Here is a 21,271-nt window from a genome sequence, read left to right on the forward strand (position 1 = left end):
AACGGTTGTTTGCAGCACTACGTGCAAAAGCCCGGATTTCTGAAATCATGAGGGGGAGACCAGCCATGGCAAAGACGGCGATTGTTTCGGACAAGCTGGCCGACAAGTTCAAGACCGAGAAGGAAACACCCTATACCCGCTGGGTGGCGGCCGAAGGGTTGCAGATCATCGACGGCATCTATGTGCCCGACCTGAACACGGTGGAGTTGCGGCCCTGGGCACGGCGCGGCGGCAATGCGGTGTTCATCAACCACGACGGGTCGCGCACCTCGAACGACTGCTATGTGATGGAGATCGCGCCGGGCGGCAAACTCGCGCCGCAGCGCCAGATGTATGAGGAAATGATCCTGATCCTGTCGGGGCGCGGGTCAACGACCGTGTGGAATGACAAGGGCGCGCGGATCACCTTTGAATGGGGGCCGGGCGCGATCTTTGGCATTCCGTTGAACGCGCAGCACCAGCATTTCAACGGCTCAGGCTCTGCCCCCGCCCGGTTCTGTGCCGTGACCAACCTGCCGCCGCTGATGAATATATATGAAGAGCCGGAGTTCATCTTTGGCTGCACCCATGATTTCGCGGGCCGCTTCAACGGCGAGCCGGATTATTTCGCCAACAAGGGCGAACAGAAGGGCCTGCTGCTGGAAACGAATTTCGTGGCCGATGCGGTGAACCTGCCGCTGGTCGATGCCAAGGAACGTGGCGCGGGCGGCGGGCATATCCGTTTCCAGCTGGCGAAAAGCAGCATGAACAGCCACATCAGCCAATTTCCCGTGGGCACCTACAAGAAATGCCATCGCCACGGACCAGGCGCGCATGTGATCATCCTGTCGGGCGAGGGGTATAGCCTGATGTATCCCGAGGGCGAGGAACCGACGCGCTATGAATGGAAACCCGGCAGCCTGATCACCCCGCCGAACATGTGGTTTCACCAGCATTTCAACACCGGCACGACGCCCGCGCGCTATCTTGCGTTCAAGCATGAAGGTGTGGCGATCCGCAATGCGCAGGGCGTGCCGAAAGCCTGGATCTCGCAGCGCATCGGCGGCGACCAGATCGACTATGCCGATGAAAGCGCCGCCGTGCGCAGCATGTTCAGTGACGCGCTGGCGAAATACGGCATGACGCCGAAAATGGACAAGGCCTATGAGGCCGAGCTGGCGGATTTGCCGCCCTTGGCCTGATGGGGGAGTGCGGGGGCTTTTGGCCCGGCCCCCGCGCTTTCATTGCTGCGCCTGGATCTCGACCGTGACGCGCCCGTCGCGCAGCGTCACCGGATAGACCCGCAGGGGAATGCTGCACGGCGGCTCGATCACCTCGCCGGTGCGGATGTCAAAGCTGCCCTGATGGAAATCGCATTCGATCTCATAGCCCTCAAGGCAGCCGTCCGACAGGAAGCCGGGGCCATGGGTGCATTGGTCATCGCTGACGTAAAACTCGTCCTGCACGCGATAAACCGCGAAGACGCGCCCCCCCGCCTCGACCCGCAGGATGTCGCCCGGCTCCATGTCATCGCAGCCGATCAGATCATGTATTTCGCTCACGCTCATTTTTCGTCCTTCAAGGTTGACGCGACGCGGGGTCAGATGTAGTTTTGGTGAAACGCGAACGGCGTTCCGCATATAGGAATACCACTTCCTAGCGCAATGCGGGCCGCAGCGTCAACGGACAATGCGTCGGACGCCGCCATTTTGCCCCGCCCCGACGACCAGGGAGAAACCGCCATGCTGACCCGCGAAGTGAATGACCTGCTGACCCAGACCGGCGCAGACCGCCCGATGGGGCAGATGTTCCGCCGCTACTGGCAGCCCGCGCTGCTGGCCTCGGAACTGCCCGACGACGATTGCCCGCCCGTGCGCGTCAAGCTGCTGGGCGAGCGGCTGATCGCGTTCCGCGACAGCAAGGGCCGCTATGGCTTGATGGATGAATTCTGCGCCCATCGCGGCGTGTCGCTTTGGTTCGGCCGCAATGAACAGGACGGCCTGCGCTGCCCCTACCACGGCTGGAAATACGACTATACCGGCCAGTGCATCGAAGTGCCGTCGGAACCCGCCGAAAGCGGCTTTTGCGACAAGATCAAGCTGAAGGGCTATCCGCTGGTCAAGGTGGGCGATGTGCTTTGGACTTATATGGGCGACAAGGAACACCGCCCGCCGCTGCCCGCCTGGGAATTTTGCAACGTGCCCGCCGAGCAGACCTTCACCTCGAAACGCTGGCAGGAAAGCAACTGGTTGCAGGCGATGGAGGGCGGGATCGATTCCAGCCATGTGTCCTTCCTGCATTCCGGGTCATTGCAGACCGATCCGCTGTTTCGCGGGGCGGCGGGCAACAAATACAATCAGGCCGACCGCAAGCCGGTGTTCGAGGTTGTCGATGCGCCCGGCGGGCTGTTCATCGGCGCGCGCCGCAACGCCGAGGACGGGCAGTATTACTGGCGCATCACGCCTTGGGTCATGCCCAGCTTCACCATGGTGCCGCCACGCGGCGACCATCCGGTGCATGGCCATTTCTGGGTGCCGATTGACGATGAGAATTGCTGGGCCTGGAGTTTCGACTACCACCCCACCCGTGCGCTGTCCGACCATGAACGCCAGTCGATGATCGACGGCTATGGCGTGCACAACCAGTATGTGCCCGGCACCTTCCGCCCGCGCCAGAACAAGGACAACGACTATCTGATGGACCGCGACGCGCAGCGCCGGGGCGAAACCTATTCCGGCGTATGGGGCATCGCGTTGCAGGATGCGTCATTGCAGGAAAGCATGGGGCCCATCGTGGACCGCACCAAGGAAAACCTTGTTTCCACCGACAACGGCATAATCATGGCACGTCACCGGCTGAAAAAAGCGGTGCAGGCGATGATGAAAACCGGGGCCACGCCGCCCGGCATCGTGCCGGAACATCAGCAGGTCCGGTCGGTGGCCGCCGTGCTGCCCGCCGACAAACCTTTTGCCGAGGCCTGCCGCGACGATCTGCGCGTGCGCCCCGGCGTCAAGCAAACCTCGGTCTGACCGATGCATGATGATGATCTTGAACCGCATCCCGAACCGCAGCCCACCTTTGCGCGGCCCACGCTGCTGAACTCCTGCGCGCGGGCGGCTACGGCTTCCGAGGCGCGGTTTCGGGTGCCCTATGCCAATTCGCTGCCGCGTGTATCCTCGATCATCGCGCTGGATGCGGCGTCGGCGGCCATGATGGCCGCGATCAGCGAAGACCCGTGGAAAGGCGCGCGGTTCCTGACACTTGCGCAGCAGCCCGACATCAGCCCCAACGAGGTGCTGCTGACCGGCCCGGATGGCGCCGGTCTGCGCCTGACCGACGAACTGGCCACGACCGATCTGGTGGTGATGATCGCCACCGAAAGCCGCGCCGAGAAGCAGGCCGAAACCATCGGCCGACTGGCGCGCGGCGCGGCGGTGATGACGGCGGGGATCGTGGTGGCGGGGGTGGATGTGGAGGCTGTGGTGCAGGCCTTGCGGCCCAATGCCGCCGTGCTGGTCATCGCATCCGATGCCGATTACCTGCCCGCCATGCTCACCGCGATGCGGGCCTGACGGGCATGGATCAGGGCACGGCAACAGCGGTTTGCGAGGCCCTGCGGTTCCTGACTTCCGCCGGCGTGGTGGATTACAACGGCCATGCGTCACAGCGTCTGGCCTCGGGCGGGTTCCTCATAAACGGTGCGGCCAGCAACCGCGCCGCCCCGACGCCCGACCAGTTGAGCGTGGTCGCTGCGGATGGCCAACACACAGGCCCGCGCCCGCCGAATGAGGTGGCGCTGCACGCCGCCATCTACCGGGCGCGTCCCGATGTGGGGGCAGTGGTGCATGGCCACCCGGATTGGCTGACAACCCTGTCATCCGCGCGCCAGCCCTTGCTGCCGGTGATGGCGCAGGGCTGTCTGGTGCATGACATGCCGACCTATCCGCAGGCCCATTCGATCAGCACAACGGCGCGGGGCGATGCGGTGGCCGCGCTTCTGGGTGCCGGTGTCGGCGTGATCCTGCAAGGCCATGGCATCGTGACCGTGGGGCCTGATCTGCTGACAGCGGCGGTGCGGGCGCTTTATGCGGAACAAACCGCCCAGCGGCAGGTTCGCGCGGCCCCCTTCGGTGGCGCGCAGCCGCTGACCGCTGATGAGGTTGCCGAATACCGCCAGTCGCTGAACACCCCCGCCCTGTTCCGCAAGTGCTGGGACTTTTACCTAGGCCTCGAAAGGTGATGCATGATCGTCGGCTCCCCGTCGCCTGACCAGGATCCGGAACGCGCCAAGCCGGAACCCGAGATCGAATTCTGGCGCAACCCGCGCTGGTGGCGGATCTGGGCGTTTGAAAGCTTCAGTCCGATGTTCCACGTCTTTCTGGTGCTGGCCTTCATCAGCGGCGCGCTGGTCTGGTGGCTGAAGGGCGAAGAGGTTTTCTTTGCAGCGCTGGCTGCCGATTTCCAGATGGTGCTGGATACGGTGCCCCGCGTGATGGCGGCCATCGGGGTGGCCGCAACGCTGTGGGTGCTTATTCCGCGCGAGAAGATTTCGGCGCTGATCGGGCGCAACTCCGGCTTTCTGGGGCTGATGCTGGCCACCGTGGGCGGCGCGATCACGCCGGGCGGCCCCACCTCGGCCTTCTCTTTGCTGGCGATGCTGGGGGCTTTGGGGGCCGATCGGGGGATGATGATCACCTATATCTCGGCCTGGGCGACACTGGGCTTGCAGCGCATTCTGGTCTGGGATGTGCCGATGATGGGCATGGATTTTTCCCTGCTGCGCTTTGTGGCCACCCTGCCGCTGCCGATTCTGGCCGGGCTGCTGGCCCGTTCCCTGCCGATCACCCTGACGCTGAAAGAAGAGCGTCGCCTGCGGGATCGGTTGTAATGGGCGCGCTGCTGCTGGGATTTGCCTTTCTGGTCCTGTTGGTGGTCGTGCTGCGGCGCGGACGGGCCACGGCGCTGGACGCCGCCGAACGCGCACTTGAACAATTCGCCTTTGTCATCCCGCAACTGGGGCTGGCGCTGATCGTGGCCGGGTTCCTGTCAAAGCTGATCCCGGCCGAATTCATTGCCGCCTATCTGGGCCCCGAAGCGGGCTGGATGGGGCTGATTGTCGCCTCTGTTGCAGGCCCGATCGTGCCCGCCGGGCCGGTGCTGGCCTTTTCCATCGCGGCGCTGCTGGAACGGGCGGGGGCCACGCCCGAAACGCTGGTCGCCTTTGTGACATCGTGGAGCATCTTCACCGTGCACCGCATGATCACCTTCGAGCTGCCGCTGCTGGGCTGGAGCTTTCTGAAACTGCGCCTTCTGTCGGCGGGGCTGATGCCCATTGCCGCAGGGCTGATTGCGGCGGGCATCATCCGCGCCATCGGCTGAGATCTTCTATCCAAAAAGGGAGGACCACCATGGAAGACGGAAAGCCGCTGGATGCCGTTCCGGGCTATGACCGCGACGCCTATGAAAAGTATCAGTCCGACGTGATCGTCGATCTGATGCAGCATTACGGGTTCAAATATGTGGCCATCAATCCGGGTGCCAGCTTTCGCGGGTTGCACGACAGCATCGTGAACTATGGCGACAACAGCCCCAACATGCTGGTCTGCCAGCATGAGGAAACGGCGGTGCAGATTGCGCATGGCTACGCCCGCGCATCCGGCGAGCCGATGGCCTGCATCGTGCATGATCTGGTGGGCCTGCTGCACGGGCAGATGGCGATCTACTACGCCTTCGTGGACCGCGCCCCGGTGTTCGTGATCGGCGCGACCGGCCCGATGGACGAAAGCCGCCGCCGCCCGCGCAGCGACTGGAGCCATACAGCGATGAACCAGGGCGAGGCGGTGCGCAATTTCACCAAGTTCGACTATCAGCCGCATACCATTCATGGCGTGGTTGACAGTTTCCAGCGCGCCTATTCCAGCATGGTGACGGAACCGGCCGGCCCGATCTACATGTGCTACGACGCCATGTTGCAGGAAGAAAAGCTGACCGCCGACATCCGCATGCCCGCGCCGGGCACCGCACTGGCCCCGGCACCGATGCAGGCCGATCCAGCGGCGCTGGAGCCGATTGTCGATGCGCTGCTGGCCGCCGAATGCCCCTATATCATGGCCGAATACTCGGGTCGTCATGAGGGCAGCTTCGACAAGCTGGTGGAACTGGCCGAAACGCTGGGTGTCGCGGTCTGGGATCTCAACGGCTCGCTGTGTTTCCCCGGCCGCCACCCGCAGAACCTGTCGATGTGCACAGAAAACCTGCGCAAGACCGATGCGATCCTCGCGCTGGATGCGCGCGACTGGGAAAAGGCCACCGCCAAGCTTGATAGCACCAGCCGCACCGTGGTGTCGCACCTGAAACCCGATGTGCTGTGGATGGAGGTGGGTTTCCACGAGATCGGCATCGGGTCATGGGCACTGGACTATGGCCGCTACCTGACCAAATCGCATTCGGCGCTGGGGGATCCGCGTCTGGCGATGCCGCAGATGGTGGCGATTGCCAAAGCAAAGCTGGCGGCCTCGCCGGAATTGCAGGCCAGGGTGGATGCCAGAAAGGCGATGTTTGCCGAACGCAGCACCGCCCTGTTCGCCAAATGGGAAGCGCAGGCGCTGGTGAACCGCGATGCCAGCCCCCTGACCCTGCCGCGTCTGGCGCAGGAGGTGTGGGATGTGATCAAGGACGAGGATTGGGTGCTGTCAAACGGCACGCTGAAAGACTGGGCGCGCAAGCTGTGGAACTTTGACAAGCCCTATCAGCACCCGGGCCGTTCACTGGGCACCTCGACCGAGATCGGGCTGTCGCTGGGCTGTGCGCTGGCGCACAAGGATACCGGCAAGCTGGTGGTGGCGCTGCAACCCGATGGCGACCTGATGTTCGATGCGGGGGCCTTGTGGACGGCGGCCAAACACCGCCTGCCGATCCTGATCGTGATGTTCAACAACCGCGCCTATTACAATGATTGGGAGCATCAGATCCGTGTGGCCCGCCAGCGCGGCACAGATGAATCAAAAGCCCATATCGGCATGGACATCTTTGATCCGGAACCCGATTTCGGCGCCATCGCACGTGGCATGGGCATGTATGGCGAAGGCCCGATCGAAAACCCCGCCGATGTGGCCGCCGCCCTGCGCCGCGCCATCGCGGTGGTGAAATCCGGCAAGCCCGCGCTGGTTGACATCATCACCCAGCACCGCTGAGCCTTGCCCTGCACCAGTCTAGGGCAGGGTATGAATAGCAAAAGACCCGGGGCGGCAAACCCCGGGTCTTTTGGCATTTGGCTGATCCGCCGGCCTCAGGGCTTGGCAACCAGGCTTCTTGCCACACGGCGTTTCGCCATCTTGCGACGCAGCAGCGGCAGCAGGAAGGTGCCGATCGTGCACAGGATCAGGATCACCGATATCGGACGCGCGACCATGAACCCCACCGGATTTCCGTCAGAGATCAGGTTGACCATGTGGAACGACCGTTCCGCCGTTTCGCCCAGCACCAGCGCGATGATCAGCGTCAGACGCGGATAGTCGAAGCGGATCATGATATAGCCGACAAGGCCCATGACCATGGTCAGCACCACGTCGGCCATGCGGCCTTCCAGAACATACACGCCCGTGAGGGAGATCGCGATGACCAGCGGCACGATGATCGAGACGTTGACATGGGTGATCTTGACCATCCAGCGGGTGAACATCAGGCCGATCACCGATGCAAACACGGTTGAAAGCGTCAGGGCCACGATCAGGCCATAGATCTCGCGCTCGTTCTCGATCAGGATAGCGGGGCCGGGGCTGATGCCATGCAGCACCAGGATGGCCAGGAAAATCGCCATTTCCGCGCTGCCCGGAATGCCGAAAGCCACGGTGGGGATCAGGCTGCCGCCATCCTTGGCGTTGTTCGCGGCCTCTGGGGCAATGACGCCGCGGATGTTGCCCTTGCCGAAACTGTCAGGATCCTTGTCGCTTTGTGCGGTGGAGGAATAGGACAGGAACGCCGCAACAGTGCCGCCCAACCCCGGAACCGCGCCGATCAGCGTCCCGATCAGTGATCCGCGCAGCAGGGCATCCCAATGTTTGAAGGATGACCAGATGCCTTCCCACACGCCGGTGATCTTCATGTTGGCGCTGGATTTTTCGGCGACTGTGCCGCCCTTCAGCGCCAGTTCGATCATCTGCGAGATCGCAAACAGCCCGGTCAGTGTAGGCACCAGCGGAATGCCGTCCCACAGGTAGTCAAACCCCCCAGTGTAGCGCAGATCGCCGGTGATGGCGTCCGCGCCGACAAAAGCCAGAAGCAACCCCAGCAGACCTGCGATCAGCCCGCGCAACAGCTTGCCACGCACAGAAATCGCAATCGCACTCAGCCCCAGCACTGCAAGCAGGAAAAACTCCGACGGGCCAAAGGACAGCACGACCTGCCGGGCAAAGGGCATGAACAACAGCAGCGTGAAGATCCCGATGATCCCGCCAAGCGCCGAGGATGAGGCCGCAGCGCCAATGGCTTGCCCCGCACGGCCCTGCAGCGCCATGGGATAGCCGTCAAACACCGTCGCGGCACTGGGCGCGGTACCGGGCGTGTTCAGCAGGATCGCCGTGACGGAACCGCCGAAGGACACGGCCCCCATGACCCCGCCCGCCAGATACATCGCATCCAGCGGGTCCAGCGCATAGGTGACAGGTATCAGCAGGGCCAGTGCGGTGGTGCCACCCAACCCGGGGATGATGCCGAACAACAAGCCGACCATCATACCCGACAGCAAGTATAGCAGACTTCCGCCGGCGAATATCATCGCAAAAGCGCCGAACAGCGCGTCAAGTCCCATGGCGTTTCACTTCTTTTTGCTGGGGTGCATGCCCTCTTGCGGGCACGCAAATGGCGTTCTGCCGGTGGAAAGGTCAGCCCTTGGTCTGCAACAGCAGCGGCGCATATTTTTCATAGAACTTCGCCAGTTCCAGCATCAGCGCTTCGGTCGCCGGGGCGTCAAGCGGCAACAGCCCAGTATCGGTCGAGGCCGCCCATTCGACGAACTTCGGCGATGCCGTGATTTCCATGAACGTATCCGACAGCTTCTTGACCAGATCTTCGGGCATGCCGGGGGGGCCGCCCACCACGCGGTTCAGGCCAAAGGACGATATCTCGGGGTATCCGAGTTCGGTCGTGGTCGGGATGCCCTCGACCAGCGGTTCTTCGGACAGGGTGGCCAGCAGCCGCAGATCGCCGGATTCCAGATAGCCCTGCATCGAATTCAGGGGTTTCAGCGTTGCATCCACCTCACCGCGCATAACCGCGATCATGGTCTCATTTGACCCGCTGTAGCCGGTGATGTTCTGGATCTCGCAGCCGATGATCGAAAAGGATATCACGGCGGTGATCGACGACGTGCTGTCAACGCCGGTGTCCGAAAGGCGGATCGGCCGGTCAAGCGCGCACAGTTCCGCCACGGTGGTGATCGGCGAATCCTTGGCCACGGCAAGGGCATAGCGATCGGACGCGATATTGGCGATCCAGGTCACATCGCCCAGTTCAAAGCCGATGTCGGTTTCGGTTGCCTGGCTGACCGTCAGGCCAGGGATGTTGTAGATGCCGATGGTGTAACCGTCGGGTTCGGCCCGGGCCACGGCCTGACCGCCGCGCGTGCCGGATGCCCCGGGAATGTTTTCCGGGGTGACGGTGGTGCCCAGCCGGGCCTCCAGTTCGGGCGCAAGAACCCGAACGATGGTGTCAAACCCGCCGCCGGGGCCATAGGGGATCACGAAGGTGATGGGCTTGTCCACCGGCCATTCGGCCAGTGCGGCGCCGGGCGCGGTTGTGGCCAGTGCAATCAGGCCGGCTTTCAGAAGTGCGGTCATCTAGGGTCTCCTCCCATGAGACGGAAATGGACAGGGCAGGGGCCTACCAGGCCGCCATGCCGCCCGGCGTGAACAGGATTCCGCGGTAAAGATCGTAATCCAGCAGAAACTCGAACACGGTGTAGGTGAAGATCAGCATGCCGCCGCCCACCATTGCGGCCGTGCGCAAGGGCAACCTGCCGCGCAGCCAGACATATCCACCGCAATACAGCGGCAAGGTCGGCAGAATGCCGACCAGTGCCATCCCGAAAAGGCACGCCATGGCCCAGCCGATCTCTGCAAGCTCGGAACGCAAGGGCGGATCAAACGGCATCTCGCGCCGTTCAAACCCTGCACCCCAGAAATCCGCCATGCCGGCCGCCCCGGGCAGCGTGCTGCGGCACCACAGGTCAACGCAGGCAAAGATCACCAGAAGGCCACCCACTGCCGTCGGAAACCGCGCCGCGCTTTCGCGATAGCCCATGCCGACCGTCAACATGGCCAGCCCGATGCCGATCAGCACCACCGGGGCAACCCATGACCGGATGATCCAGGGCGTATCGCTTTGTGCAGGGTGCTGTGTGTCGTCCATGGTCACTCCCCAACCTGGCGCGCGAGTGGTGGCTGCGGTGCCAGTGTCTTTGTGTGGCAGCCTGCCTGAACATGCGCTGCACCTCTCCTCCACAGGTGGCAACAACGCATTTCAGGCCTCGCCTGCACCGTAGGGCCGGATGTGTTCCGCTGTCAATGGGATGCCGTTTTGCATAGAGGAACGAAATTTGCTGCGAAGGAAGCATTATTTCATCGGGCCACTTTCTGCTGCGCAGCAATTCAGGCAAACTTGCGGATGAATCCTGCCGTCGGAACGGTGGCAATTCCCCCGCGCGGTCAAGGGGAAGCGAAGGTGGAATTCTTTTCCGCCATCCTGCGGCAACCGGCTGGGGGTCCGATGCCTGTGAGTGGTGGTCCAGCTGTCTCAAGCGCCACGAAGCCATCTGCCAAAGGCATGGACGATCTCGGATCTGTCGAGGGTCGACCCAGGCTAGCCATGCCCGACCCGGTCCGACAGACGATCCAGCTGCGGGCAAAGAAGTTGCGGCAGCGTTCTGGGAACCACCCGAGTGACGACGCGGGGCAAGCGTGCCGATCCGACCATCGAGGTTTATCCTTCGCTCTTTGCGAAGCTGTCGGTTAACCTGTGCTGATCCCAATACAGGGCAGTGATCATGCGGCTTTTGCTTGTCGAGGACGACCAGGATCTTGCGGAGTGGCTGGCGCAAAGCCTTGTCGGGCGCGGCTTTCAGGTGGATTGGGCCGAGGACGGGCGCAGCGCGGAGCACCGGATCGCCGCCGAGGATTATGACCTGATCCTGCTGGACCTCGGCTTGCCGCTGATGACGGGGGCCGAGTTGCTGGCCCGGCTCAAGGCGGGCGGCAACGAAACGCCGCTGCTGGTGATGACGGCGCGGGACAGTCTGGCACAGCGGGTCGCACTGCTTCGCGATGGCGCGGACGATTTCATGGGCAAGCCCTTTGCCATCGAAGAGCTGGAGATGCGCATCCACGCCCTGATCCGCCGCAGCCATGGCCGGGCGCGCGGGGTCTATGCCTGCGGGCCGCTCAGCTTCGATCAGGCCGGGCAGCGGTTTACGCTTGCGGGCGACGTGCTGGCCCTGTCGCCGCGCGAACATGCGGTCTTGCGGCTGTTGATCCAGAAGCTGGGCGATCCGTTGTCCAAACAGCAGATCATCGACCGGCTGGTGTCGATGGAAAGCGACATGAACCCCGAGGCGGTGGAGGTGATCGTGCACCGCCTGCGCAAGCGGCTGGCGCAGGCGCCGGTGCAGATCGTCACGCTGCGCGGCATTGGATACCTCTTGGAACATGACGAGGGTGCCGCATGACCCGCGCCGCAGCCCCCGCACCGGGCCGCCCGCTGTGGCGGACACTGGCGCTGTGGATGCTGCCGATCCTGCTGTTCCTGATGGTCGCCAGCCTGATGCTGTCGATGAAGACCCTGCGCGAGGTGGCCGACAGCGCCTATGATCGCTCGCTTCGCGGCGCGATCCGGGCGATCGACCTGCGCATTTCCACCGAAAGCGGCGGGCTTGGGGTCGAACTGCCCTATCCGCTGTTCGAAAGTTTTCAGGCGACGGCAGAGGGAGAGGTGCTGTTCCGGGTTTCGACCGATGACGGTCTGGTCCAGATCGGTGACGCGCTGCTGCCCGCGCCGCCGCCGCTGACGGTGGGGCAGGTGGTGTTCTATGACGCCATCTATTTCAACCGGCCCATCCGGGTCGGTGCCTACATGCGTCCGCTGGATCCGCCGCTTTACGGGGCTGTGGGGCAGAACCTGATCATCGAGATCGCTGAGACGACGGAATCGCGCGAGGCGTTTCTGCGCACCGTGATCAGCCGGACCATGCTGCGCGATCTGGCGGCGCTGCTGGCCGCGGCGCTGCTGCTGGCGGTGGGTGTCCATGCCGGGTTGCGGCCGCTGCGGGCGCTGCGCGACCGGCTGGATCTTCGCGCCTCGGATGACCTGCGGCAGATGGATCCGGCGGGGCTGCCGCGCGAGGTGCAGCCGCTGGTGCGATCTGTCAACCGCCTTGTCGACCGCCACCGCATTCAGGGCGAGGCGCAGCGGCGCTATATCGAGGATGCCTCGCACCAGCTGAAAACGCCGCTGGCCGTGCTGCGCGCGCAGATCGACCGGGGCCTGCAGCTGAACGACCCGGAAGCCCTTCACGGCGTGCTGCGCGCAATGCGCGAGATCACCGACCGCTCGTCGCACCTGACCAGCCAGCTACTGGCCCTGGCTTTGGCCCGGAACAGCGCGTTGTGGAGCGGTTCGGCGGCGGAAGAGGTCGATCTCTCTGCGCTGCTGGACGGGGTTGTGCGGTTGCATCTGCCAAGCGCCCGCAAGCGGCGGATCGTGCTGGAGGTCGATGCCCCAGCCGATGCCGGGGCGGTCCACGCGACCGAGGCGCTGCTGTTCGAGGCGGTCAGCAACCTGTTGCAGAACGCCATAACGGCTAGCCCGGCCGGGGGGGTGATCGTCATGTCGGTGCAGAACGACGCGGAGCAGACGGTGATCGCGGTGCGTGACGAAGGGCCCGGAGTGTCCGACGACCTTCTGCGCAGGCTCGATCAGGGGCTGCGCTTCAACCTGCCCCGGACTCGGCCCAGCTGGTCTGCCAGCACCGGGCTGGGCCTTGCCATCGTGCAGGAGATCATGGCGACGATGGGGGGCAGGCTGGTCCTGGCCAACCGCGCGCCGGGTGGTCTGTTGGCCAGTCTGCATCTGCCCAAAAAACACGCAGGACTGAAAGCCGGTTGAAAGCTTGGCTGTCGTAACGTGGGCAATGGGCTCGGGAGGCCCGTCATTATCCTTGGGAGGGAAGCCATGTTCCGCATCACGAAGGGCCGCGCCACAGCGCTGGCCGCACCGTTGTTTGTCCTGTCCGCCACGCTGGCCTCGGCCGCGCCGGACCGGCCCGAATGTATCGCGCCCGCACAGCCGGGCGGCGGGTTCGACATCACCTGCAAACTGGCCCAGGCCGCGCTGACCGATGCCGCCGTGCTCGATGCGCCGCTGCGGGTGTCCTACATGCCCGGCGGCATCGGCGCCGTGGCCTACAGCACCATCGTCGGCCAGCGCACGGACGAGCCGGGGACCATCGTCGCCTTCTCGGCCGGCTCTCTGCTGAACCTCGCGCAGGGCAAGTTCGGTGCGCATGACGAGACGGACGTGCGTTGGGTAGCGTCGATCGGCACCGATTACGGTGCTGTCGTGGTGCCGGCCGACAGCGAGTGGGAAAGTCTTTCCGCGATGATGGAAGGGATCAAGGCCGATGCGGGTTCGGTGATCCTGGGCGCTGGCGGCACCATCGGCAGCCAGGACTGGATGAAGGCCGCGATGACCGCGCGCGCCGCCGGGATCGACCACAAGTCCATGCGCTTTGTCGCCTTCGAAGGCGGCGGCGACTGTGCCACCGCGCTGCAGGGCGGGCATGTCGATGCCTGCATGAACGATGTCGGCGACAGCCAGGCGGCCATCGATGGTGGCGCACCGCTGAAGCTGCTGGCGGTGTTTGCGCCCGAACGGCTGCCAGGCAAGCTGGCAGAGGTGCCGACGGCTGCCGAACAGGGCTTCGACATCGAATGGCCGATCGTGCGCGGGTTCTATGTCGGCCCCGAGGTTTCGGATGCGGATTACCAGTGGTGGGTCGAGGCTTTTGAGACCGCGATGGCGGCACCGGGCTATGGGGCGCTGCTGGAAAGCCGCAGCCTGCTGCCGCTGCCGATGACCGGGGATGAGCTGAACAGCTTTGTCACCGAGGCGGTTGCCAAGTATCGCACGCTGGCTGCCGAATTCGAACTGGTTCAGCAGTAAGGACCCCGCGCCATGAGCAGTAACAGAAGCCTTGGGGCCATGGCATTGCTCATGGCTGCCACCCTCGCAGCCTTTGGCTGGGGGTTGGTTGCGCCCTTCGCCTACGAGCCGGTGGGCCCGCGTGCCTTTCCGATGCTGACGGCGGGCCTGATCGCGCTGTGCGGGGTCATCCTGCTGATCGGCGGCGGCAATGATGCAGAGGCTGTCAGCCACCGCACCATGACCGGCATCGTGATGCTGACGGTGACGCTGCTGGTCTACGCCGTGATCTTCGAGCGTCTGGGATATGTGCCCGCGACTTTCCTGATGTCGGGAATCGTCGCCCGGATCTTCGGGGCAAGCTGGGTTCAGGCGGCGGTGTCGGGCGCGGTGCTGTCAGTCGGCTCCTATCTCTTGTTCGACCGCGGGCTGGACGTGGTCCTGCCCGCGGGCATTCTGGGGGGCTTGTTCTGATGGAAACCTTGACCCTTCTGATGACGGGATTTGCCGTCGCGGGCACCCCGATGAATCTGGCACTGGCGGCGGTTGGCGCCGTGTTGGGCACCATGGTCGGCGTGCTGCCGGGGCTTGGCCCGGTCAATGCCGTGGCCATGCTGGTGCCGGTGGTCTTTGCTCTTGGCCTGCCGCCCGAAAGCTCGATGATCCTGATGGCCGCGATCTATATCGGGTCGGAATATGGCGGGCGCATCAGCGCCATTCTGATCAACGTTCCCGGCGAGGCATCCGCCGTGATGACCGCGTTGGAGGGATACCCCCTGTCGCGTCAGGGGCTTGCCGGGGTGGCGCTGTCGCTGTCGGCCTGGACTTCTTTCCTCGGGTCGGTGCTGGCGACGGTGGGCATCGTGCTGGCCGCGCCTGTGTTGTCGCGGTGGGCGTTGGCCTTCGGACCGGTGGAATATGTCGCGCTGATGATCTTCGCCTTTGCCTGCCTGACCGGTCTTCTGTCAGACCAGCCGATCAAGGCGTTGCTGGCCACCGGCATCGGCCTTGCCCTGTCCACCATTGGCATCGACGCCAATTCCGGTGTCATGCGCTATACGTTCGACATGCCGAACCTGATCGACGGGCTGGCCTTCTCGACCTTGGTCATCGGGCTCTTTGCGATCTCGGAGCTGCTGATCCTGCTGCAAAGCCACCGCGACGGGGTTTCGGTCAAGATCGAACGAATGGGACGCAACCTGTTCAATTTCAAGGAAATGCGCTTCACCCTGCCCGCAGCCCTGCGCGGGGCGGGGATCGGCTTCTTCATAGGCCTGTTGCCGGGCGCCGGCGGCACCGTCGCCTCGGCGCTGGCCTATTCGACCGAACGCAAGATCACCGAACGCAACGACCCCGAAGGGAGCCGGTTCGGCAAGGGCGACCTGCGGGGGCTGGCGACGGTCGAGGCGGCCAACAACTCGGCCTCGAACTCCAACTTCATCCCAATGCTGACGCTCGGGATCCCAAGCTCGGGCACCACGGCGATCATGTTGGGGGTGCTGACGCTTTACAACCTGACGCCGGGGCCGATGCTGTTCACCTCGCAGCCAGAGCTGGTCTGGGGCCTGATCGCCTCGCTGTTCATCGGCAACGTCATGCTGCTCGCGATGAACATTCCGCTGGTGGGCGTGTTCGCGCGGATGCTGTCGGTGCCGGCCTGGGTGCTGGTGCCCTTCATCGTCGTCGTCTCTGCGGTCGGGGTCTATTCCGGCAAGTCCGCCAGCTTCGATCTGATCCTGATGGTTGTCGTCGGGGCTGCAGCCTACTGGCTGCGCCGCATGCAGGTGCCGATGGCGCCGCTGATCCTGGGCTTTGTGCTGGGCGGCATCTTGGAGACCAACCTGCGCCGCGCCCTGTCGCTGTCGGCCGGCGAAATGCAGATCCTGTGGTCCAGCCCGATCGCCATCGCGCTTTGGCTGGCGGCTGCGGGAATCCTGCTGTTGCCGCGTCTGCTGCGCCGGGTGCTGCCCCCCGAAGCGCGTCTGTCGGACGATTGAGATGACCTGGCTCGCACGGCACGATCCTGTTTCAGCCGGGCGTCGCTTTCGCGACCGCCTGAACCGGCCGGACATCTACCGCCTGCCCGGCGCCCATAACGGGCAGGCGGCGCTGCAGGCGCGCGCGGCGGGGTTTGAGGGGCTTTATCTGTCGGGGGCCGCGATGAGCGCGTCGATGGGCCTGCCCGACCTTGGGCTGATCACGATCGAGGATGTGTGCTTCTTCATCCGTCAGGTCGCGGGTGCCTCGGGCCTGCCGGTGCTGGTCGATGCCGATACGGGCTATGGCGAGGCGCTGAACGTCATGGTGATGACCCGCCGCTTCGAAGAGGCGGGGGCCGGGGCCATCCATCTCGAGGACCAGATCCTGCCGAAGAAATGCGGCCATCTGTCCGACAAGCGGCTGGCCGCGCCCGCAGAGATGGCCGCCAAGGTCGCCGCCGCCGTGAAGGCCCGGCGCGACATGGTGGTGATCGCCCGTACCGATGCGCTGGCGAACGAGGGTCTGGACGCCGCCATTGCCCGCGCGCGCCTTTATCTGCAGGCCGGTGCGGATGCCATTTTCCCCGAGGCGCTGACCGATATCGACCTGATGCGCCGCTTTGCCCAAGGCTTGCCGGGCGTCCCCCTGCTGGCGAACATGACCGAATTCGGGCGCACCCCGCAGCTGACAGGCGCAGAACTGCAGGATCTGGGATACAGGATGGTGATCTGGCCTGTCTCGTCCCTGCGCGTGGCCAACCATGCGCAGCAGCAGCTTTACGCCGCGCTGCGGGACCATGACACGACCGCGCCGATGCTGGAACAGATGCAGACGCGCGCGCAGCTTTACGATGTGATCGACTACTTCGGGTTCGAGGCGCTTGACCAGTCCATCAGCAAAAGCGTGCTGCCGGAACCGCGCTGATCGTCCGCGCGGTAACGGTGAGTGCGGTGGAGGTTAGAGTCTGCTGCTGCGCGTTTTCGATATGTCGCCCGATCAGACCGCAGACAAGGGCAGGACTTCTGTCCTGCAGGCGGCTTTCAACATGAAGTAAGCGTTCCGGCATTCGTTTTGCATGGCCGGGTCGGATGGGCTGCAACCCCAGTTCCGCCCGCGTCTTTCCGCCAGAGCGGCGCGCATTGTGGTGGGAATATCTGCCACGCTTCTTCGCCGATCACCAAGTCGTGCGGTGCCCCGTCGTTTCGCTTCGGGTCCAGCCAGGCGGCATGAAGGCGAGCTGAGGCGACACCAAGGTTCGCGGTGCAGTTCTGAAGCCGGGATCGACAGCGGGTCTCGCATCGCGCAACGGGTGGCCGCGCCTTTCTTTTGCGGGGCGCGTTGCGGCTGTTGCGTCAGGTCGGGAAGCGCGCTAATCTGACAGCAGAACATAGTTCCGCATAAAGGAACAACATCCCGATGCCTCGGCACTGGCAGCAGGCCGGGCACCCGATTGCGATGGAGGAACGCGCGATGCATGACGATCCCAAGTTCGGCGGCACCCACTGGCACGAACCCGCCGGCAACAAGAAGGCGGGCTTTGGCGAGTTCAAGAAGCAGCCCACCCCCTATGACCAGTTCATGCTGGAGGAAGGCATCCCGGTGTTCCGCGATCTTGGCGTGTCATCGGTGAAGAACCTGCCGCTGAAGCCCTGGGGCCGCACCGGTGGGCGTGGCACCTATATCCAGCTGCATGGCACGGAAACGAAATGGGGTTGCCATCTGGTCGAGGTGCCCGCAGCGGGCGCGCTAAACCCCGAAAAGCACATGTATGAGGAAATCTACATCGTCGTCGAAGGCCGTGGCTCAACCGAGGTGTGGCTGGATGGCCAGACCGAGGCACATGAGTTCGAATGGCAGGAAGGCTCGATGTTCTCGATCCCGATGAATGCCATGCACCGGATCGTCAACGCCACCAACAAGCCCGCGCTGCTGCTGGGCGGCACCACCGCCCCGGTGGTGATCAACGCGCTGCAAAACATCGACGCGGTGCTGAACAACCCCTTCGTGTTCACCGACCGCTTTTCGGGCGCGGATGATTTCTACAAATACCGCGAGGAGATCGAGCCTGATCCGGTGCGTGGCCTTGCGATGCGGCGCACGAATTTCATCCCGGATGCCGTGCATTGCGACCTGCCGCTTGATAACCGCCGTTCGCCCGGCTACCGCCGGGTCGAGCCGTTCATGACCAACAACAGCTTTTACTTCTGGTTCGGCCAGCATGAAAACGGGCGCTATTCCAAGGCGCATGCCCATACATCGGCGGCGATCCTGATCTGTTTGCAGGGCGAGGGCTATACCTATACCTGGCCGGAAAAATACGGCGTGAACCCCTGGAAAGACGGCCATGCCGACAAGGTGCGCCGGCTGGATTATGGCAAGTTCGGCATGGTCACGGCGGCACCTGGCGGCGCGCGCTGGTATCACCAGCATTTCAGCGTGTCGAAAGAGCCGTTCCGCCTGATGGCGTGGTTCGGCCCGCACAACCCGGGCCGCGATCCGGGCGCGCCGGGTGAAAAGCACACCGATTACACCGCGATTGACGTGAATGAGGGTGGCACAGCCATTCCCTACTGGATGGAAGACCCCTTCATCCGCAAGGAATATGAGGCGCATCTGGCCCGCAACGGCGTGGAATGCCGCATGAAGCCCGAATGGTATGAAACGCCCGCCGATACCACCATCGCGCGATCAACGGTTGTCTGACATGCCCGAGGACGAACAGGGCGGCCGGGTGTTCTTTTCGAACACCGGCCGCAGCATGGAGGTGGAGGACGAGATAGAGCTGACCAGCGTCGGCATCGACATCGGTTCGTCCACCTCGCATCTGGCCTTTTCCAAGATCGTGCTGGAGCGGCTGGATACACGCTATATCGTGGTCGAACGCACCCTGCTGCACCAGTCGGATGTGCTGCTGACGCCCTACAGCGCCGATGACACGATTGATGCGGTGGCCTTGGGGGCGTTCATCCGCGCGCAATATGCGGCGGCGGGGCTGACGCCGGAACAGATTGACACCGGCGCGCTGATATTGACCGGCGTGGCCGTGCGGCGCAGCAATGCGCGTGCCATCGGCGATCTGTTTTCCGCCGAAAGCGGTCGGTTCGTGGTGGTCAGCGCGGGGGATGGGCTGGAAACCACGCTTGCGGCCTTCGGCTCCGGTGCCGTGGCGCGTTCGGGGCGGGGTGGCGGCGCGCGGGTACTGAACATCGACATCGGTGGCGGCACGTCAAAGCTGGCGCTGTGTCAGGGCGGGGCGATCGCCCATATCAGCGCCATCGACATCGGCGCGCGGGTGGTGGCGGTGGACAGCCAGCGCCGCGTGATCCGGCTGGAGGAGGCGGGGCGCCATTTCGCGCGGCAGATCGGGCTGACGCTGGAGATTGGCGAGACCCTCACCACAGGCGATGCCGAACGACTGGCGGCGGCAATGGCCGACCACCTGTTTGCCGCATTGCAGGGTGGCGATCTGCCGCCGGATCTTGTGGCCCTGCACCGTCTGCCGCCGCTGCCTGCCGGGCCGCGCCCTGATGTGGTGGCGGTGTCGGGCGGCGTCGCCGAATATTTCTATGCCGAAACCACCGAGGATTTCGGCGATCTGGGCCTGCCGCTGGCCCGTGCCATCCGCGCGCGGATCGAGGGCTGGGGCGCGCGCATCGAACAGCCCGATCAGGGCATCCGCGCGACGGTGGTAGGGGCATCGCAATACACCGTGCAGGTCAGCGGCAGCACGATATTCGTGCGCCCCATCGGCCTGTTGCCGCTGCGCAATCTGCCGGTCATCAAGCCCGATCTGCCGTTCGATCAGACCATCGACGCCGACGCCGTTGCCGCAGCCGTGCGTCTGGCCTTGACGCGCCTTGATCTGCAAGATGGGCACAGCCCGGTGGCAATTTGCTATCGCTGGCGCGGGTCGGCCACCTATCACCGGCTGGATGCCTTTTGCCGGGGCATCACCGAGGGGCTGGCCGATGTGCTGGCGCAGGGTCATCCACTGGTGCTTGTGGCCGAGGGCGACATTGGTGGGCTGGTCGGGCTGCACTGCCATGAAACGCTGGGGGTGCAGCGGCTGGTATCAATCGACGGCATCGGGCTGGAGGAGTTCGACTTCATCGACATCGGCGCAATTCTGGCCACTTCGGGCGCGGTGCCCGTGGTGATCAAGTCATTGGTGTTTCCCACGCAGGGCTTGGGGCGCAGCGCGCTTGAACGGGCCTGAGGCGGACGCAACCGAAAGCAACGAAAGGGCAGATATGGAACAACTGGTTCTGCGCACGGCCTTGGGCCAACATGATCATGTCGCCCCCCTGCGCGATGGGCGGGTGACATCCGACCGGCTTCGGCTTGATTTCCGCGACTACCCGTCCTTGCCAAAGGCATTCCGGGTGATGATCCGCGGCGATGAGCTGGATGTGGCGGAAATGGCCGTGGTCACGCATCTTCTGGCGCATCACTTTGGCAAACCCCTTACCGGCATCGCCATTCCCCTGTGGAGCAGGCTGCCCCATGCCAATCTGGTCTGTGCCGCCGACAGCGCGCTAACCGGGCCGGGTGATCTGGCGGGCCAGCGGCTGGGGGTGCGCGCCTATGCCCAGACCTCGGGTGTCTGGGTGCGCGGGGTGTTGCAGCACGAATACGGGCTGGATCTGGCCGCGCTCCGCTGGGGCACGATGGAGGATGCGCATCTGGCGGAATACACCGATCCGCCGTTCTGCCAGCGCTACACTCCGCCGCCGGGCCTGCGTGACCTGATGCTGGCCGGTGAATTTGCCGCCATCATGGGCGAGCGCGAGATTGACCCCGCAGGCATCCGCACCGTCATCCCGGATGCAGATACCGCCGCGCGCGCATGGATTGCGCGCAGCGGTGTGACGCCGGTGAACCATACGCTGACGCTGCGCAGCGACCTTGTGGCGCAACATCCCTGGCTGCCGCAGGAACTCGCCGATCTTTTCGCCCGCGCGCGTGACATGGCAGTGGCCGAAGGTGCTACCCCACCGCCGCCCTATGGGCTGGCAGCCAATGCCTTTGGCCTGCAACGACTGCTGGATTATTCCCATGAACAGGCCATCACGCCGCGCCGCTATCTGACGGACGAACTTTACCTGCCGATCTAGCCGCCCCG

The 21,271-nt window shown here is 64.3% G+C and carries 20 protein-coding genes; 16 read left to right on the top strand and 4 right to left on the bottom strand.

The features are described 5' to 3' along the window. The first annotated feature begins 65 nt into the window (after window positions 1–65). On the top strand, window positions 66–1,181 hold the full coding sequence (locus tag GEU84_RS15820; RefSeq protein WP_152827863.1) for a cupin domain-containing protein: 1,116 nt from the start codon (window positions 66–68) through the stop codon (window positions 1,179–1,181). Window positions 1,182–1,220: 39 nt separating this feature from the next. Here the strand turns inward: GEU84_RS15820 and GEU84_RS15825 are convergent, their stop codons facing one another. Next, the gene (locus tag GEU84_RS15825) at window positions 1,221–1,547 is read right to left on the bottom strand and encodes a non-heme iron oxygenase ferredoxin subunit (protein WP_152827865.1); all 327 of its coding nucleotides are present in this window, start codon (window positions 1,545–1,547) and stop codon (window positions 1,221–1,223) included. Window positions 1,548–1,721: 174 nt separating this feature from the next. Between GEU84_RS15825 and GEU84_RS15830 the strand changes: the two genes are divergently transcribed. From GEU84_RS15830 to GEU84_RS15855, 6 genes are read left to right on the top strand one after another with little or no spacing between them, the layout of a single operon-like run. Beyond that, a complete protein-coding gene (locus GEU84_RS15830) occupies window positions 1,722–3,008 on the top strand; it encodes an aromatic ring-hydroxylating dioxygenase subunit alpha (protein ID WP_152827867.1) in 1,287 nt (428 codons plus the stop codon). A 3-nt stretch (window positions 3,009–3,011) separates the two neighbouring features. Beyond that, window positions 3,012–3,551 (top strand): hypothetical protein, encoded by a 540-nt coding sequence (locus GEU84_RS15835; protein WP_152827870.1) that lies wholly within the window; start codon window positions 3,012–3,014, stop codon window positions 3,549–3,551. A gap of 5 nt (window positions 3,552–3,556) precedes the next feature. Continuing rightward, a complete protein-coding gene (locus GEU84_RS15840; protein ID WP_152827871.1) occupies window positions 3,557–4,219 on the top strand; it encodes a class II aldolase/adducin family protein in 663 nt (220 codons plus the stop codon). Window positions 4,220–4,222: 3 nt separating this feature from the next. Continuing rightward, window positions 4,223–4,867: a hypothetical protein gene (locus tag GEU84_RS15845; RefSeq protein WP_152827873.1), complete on the top strand. Its 645-nt coding sequence runs from the start codon at window positions 4,223–4,225 to the stop codon at window positions 4,865–4,867. Beyond that, window positions 4,867–5,358 (top strand): hypothetical protein, encoded by a 492-nt coding sequence (locus GEU84_RS15850; protein ID WP_152827875.1) that lies wholly within the window; start codon window positions 4,867–4,869, stop codon window positions 5,356–5,358. Before GEU84_RS15845 ends, GEU84_RS15850 begins: the two co-directional genes overlap by 1 nt. Before the next feature lie 29 nt (window positions 5,359–5,387). Next, on the top strand, window positions 5,388–7,172 hold the full coding sequence (locus GEU84_RS15855) for a thiamine pyrophosphate-binding protein (RefSeq protein ID WP_152827877.1): 1,785 nt from the start codon (window positions 5,388–5,390) through the stop codon (window positions 7,170–7,172). A gap of 95 nt (window positions 7,173–7,267) precedes the next feature. On the opposite strand, the gene GEU84_RS15860 is transcribed toward GEU84_RS15855, so the two are convergent. The 3 genes from GEU84_RS15860 to GEU84_RS15870 all read right to left on the bottom strand — a co-directional run bounded on the left by GEU84_RS15860 (window position 7,268) and on the right by GEU84_RS15870 (window position 10,386). After that, on the bottom strand, window positions 7,268–8,788 hold the full coding sequence (locus GEU84_RS15860) for a tripartite tricarboxylate transporter permease (RefSeq protein WP_152827879.1): 1,521 nt from the start codon (window positions 8,786–8,788) through the stop codon (window positions 7,268–7,270). 73 nt (window positions 8,789–8,861) lie between these two features. Continuing rightward, entirely contained in the window at window positions 8,862–9,815 is a 954-nt protein-coding gene (locus GEU84_RS15865; RefSeq protein ID WP_152827881.1) for a Bug family tripartite tricarboxylate transporter substrate binding protein, read from the bottom strand. 43 nt (window positions 9,816–9,858) lie between these two features. Next, complete coding sequence (locus tag GEU84_RS15870; protein WP_152827883.1) at window positions 9,859–10,386, bottom strand: hypothetical protein; 528 nt, start codon at window positions 10,384–10,386, stop codon at window positions 9,859–9,861. Window positions 10,387–11,020: 634 nt separating this feature from the next. Here GEU84_RS15870 and GEU84_RS15875 point away from each other — a divergent pair. The 9 genes from GEU84_RS15875 to GEU84_RS15915 all read left to right on the top strand — a co-directional run bounded on the left by GEU84_RS15875 (window position 11,021) and on the right by GEU84_RS15915 (window position 21,263). Next, entirely contained in the window at window positions 11,021–11,698 is a 678-nt protein-coding gene (locus GEU84_RS15875) for a response regulator (RefSeq protein WP_152827885.1), read from the top strand. Next, on the top strand, window positions 11,695–13,134 hold the full coding sequence (locus GEU84_RS15880; protein ID WP_152827887.1) for a sensor histidine kinase: 1,440 nt from the start codon (window positions 11,695–11,697) through the stop codon (window positions 13,132–13,134). Before GEU84_RS15875 ends, GEU84_RS15880 begins: the two co-directional genes overlap by 4 nt. Before the next feature lie 66 nt (window positions 13,135–13,200). Next, the gene (locus GEU84_RS15885; RefSeq protein ID WP_152827889.1) at window positions 13,201–14,190 is read left to right on the top strand and encodes a Bug family tripartite tricarboxylate transporter substrate binding protein; all 990 of its coding nucleotides are present in this window, start codon (window positions 13,201–13,203) and stop codon (window positions 14,188–14,190) included. Window positions 14,191–14,202: 12 nt separating this feature from the next. Continuing rightward, window positions 14,203–14,643, top strand: coding sequence for a tripartite tricarboxylate transporter TctB family protein (locus GEU84_RS15890; RefSeq protein WP_152827891.1), 441 nt, complete (start codon window positions 14,203–14,205; stop codon window positions 14,641–14,643). Further along, window positions 14,643–16,166, top strand: a complete 1,524-nt coding sequence (locus tag GEU84_RS15895; protein ID WP_152827893.1) for a tripartite tricarboxylate transporter permease — start codon at window positions 14,643–14,645, stop codon at window positions 16,164–16,166. Before GEU84_RS15890 ends, GEU84_RS15895 begins: the two co-directional genes overlap by 1 nt. 1 nt (window position 16,167) lies before the next feature. Then, entirely contained in the window at window positions 16,168–17,073 is a 906-nt protein-coding gene (gene prpB / locus GEU84_RS15900) for a methylisocitrate lyase (RefSeq protein WP_152827895.1), read from the top strand. A gap of 546 nt (window positions 17,074–17,619) precedes the next feature. Further along, entirely contained in the window at window positions 17,620–18,852 is a 1,233-nt protein-coding gene (locus GEU84_RS15905; RefSeq protein ID WP_152827896.1) for a cupin domain-containing protein, read from the top strand. A 1-nt stretch (window position 18,853) separates the two neighbouring features. Further along, window positions 18,854–20,365, top strand: a complete 1,512-nt coding sequence (locus tag GEU84_RS15910; RefSeq protein WP_152827898.1) for an ethanolamine ammonia-lyase reactivating factor EutA — start codon at window positions 18,854–18,856, stop codon at window positions 20,363–20,365. Between the two features lie 34 nt (window positions 20,366–20,399). After that, on the top strand, window positions 20,400–21,263 hold the full coding sequence (locus GEU84_RS15915; protein ID WP_152827900.1) for a substrate-binding domain-containing protein: 864 nt from the start codon (window positions 20,400–20,402) through the stop codon (window positions 21,261–21,263). Window positions 21,264–21,271: the final 8 nt, after the last annotated feature.

It is taken from the genome of Fertoeibacter niger, assembly GCF_009380135.2.
GTDB classification, from domain to species: domain Bacteria; phylum Pseudomonadota; class Alphaproteobacteria; order Rhodobacterales; family Rhodobacteraceae; genus Fertoeibacter; species Fertoeibacter niger.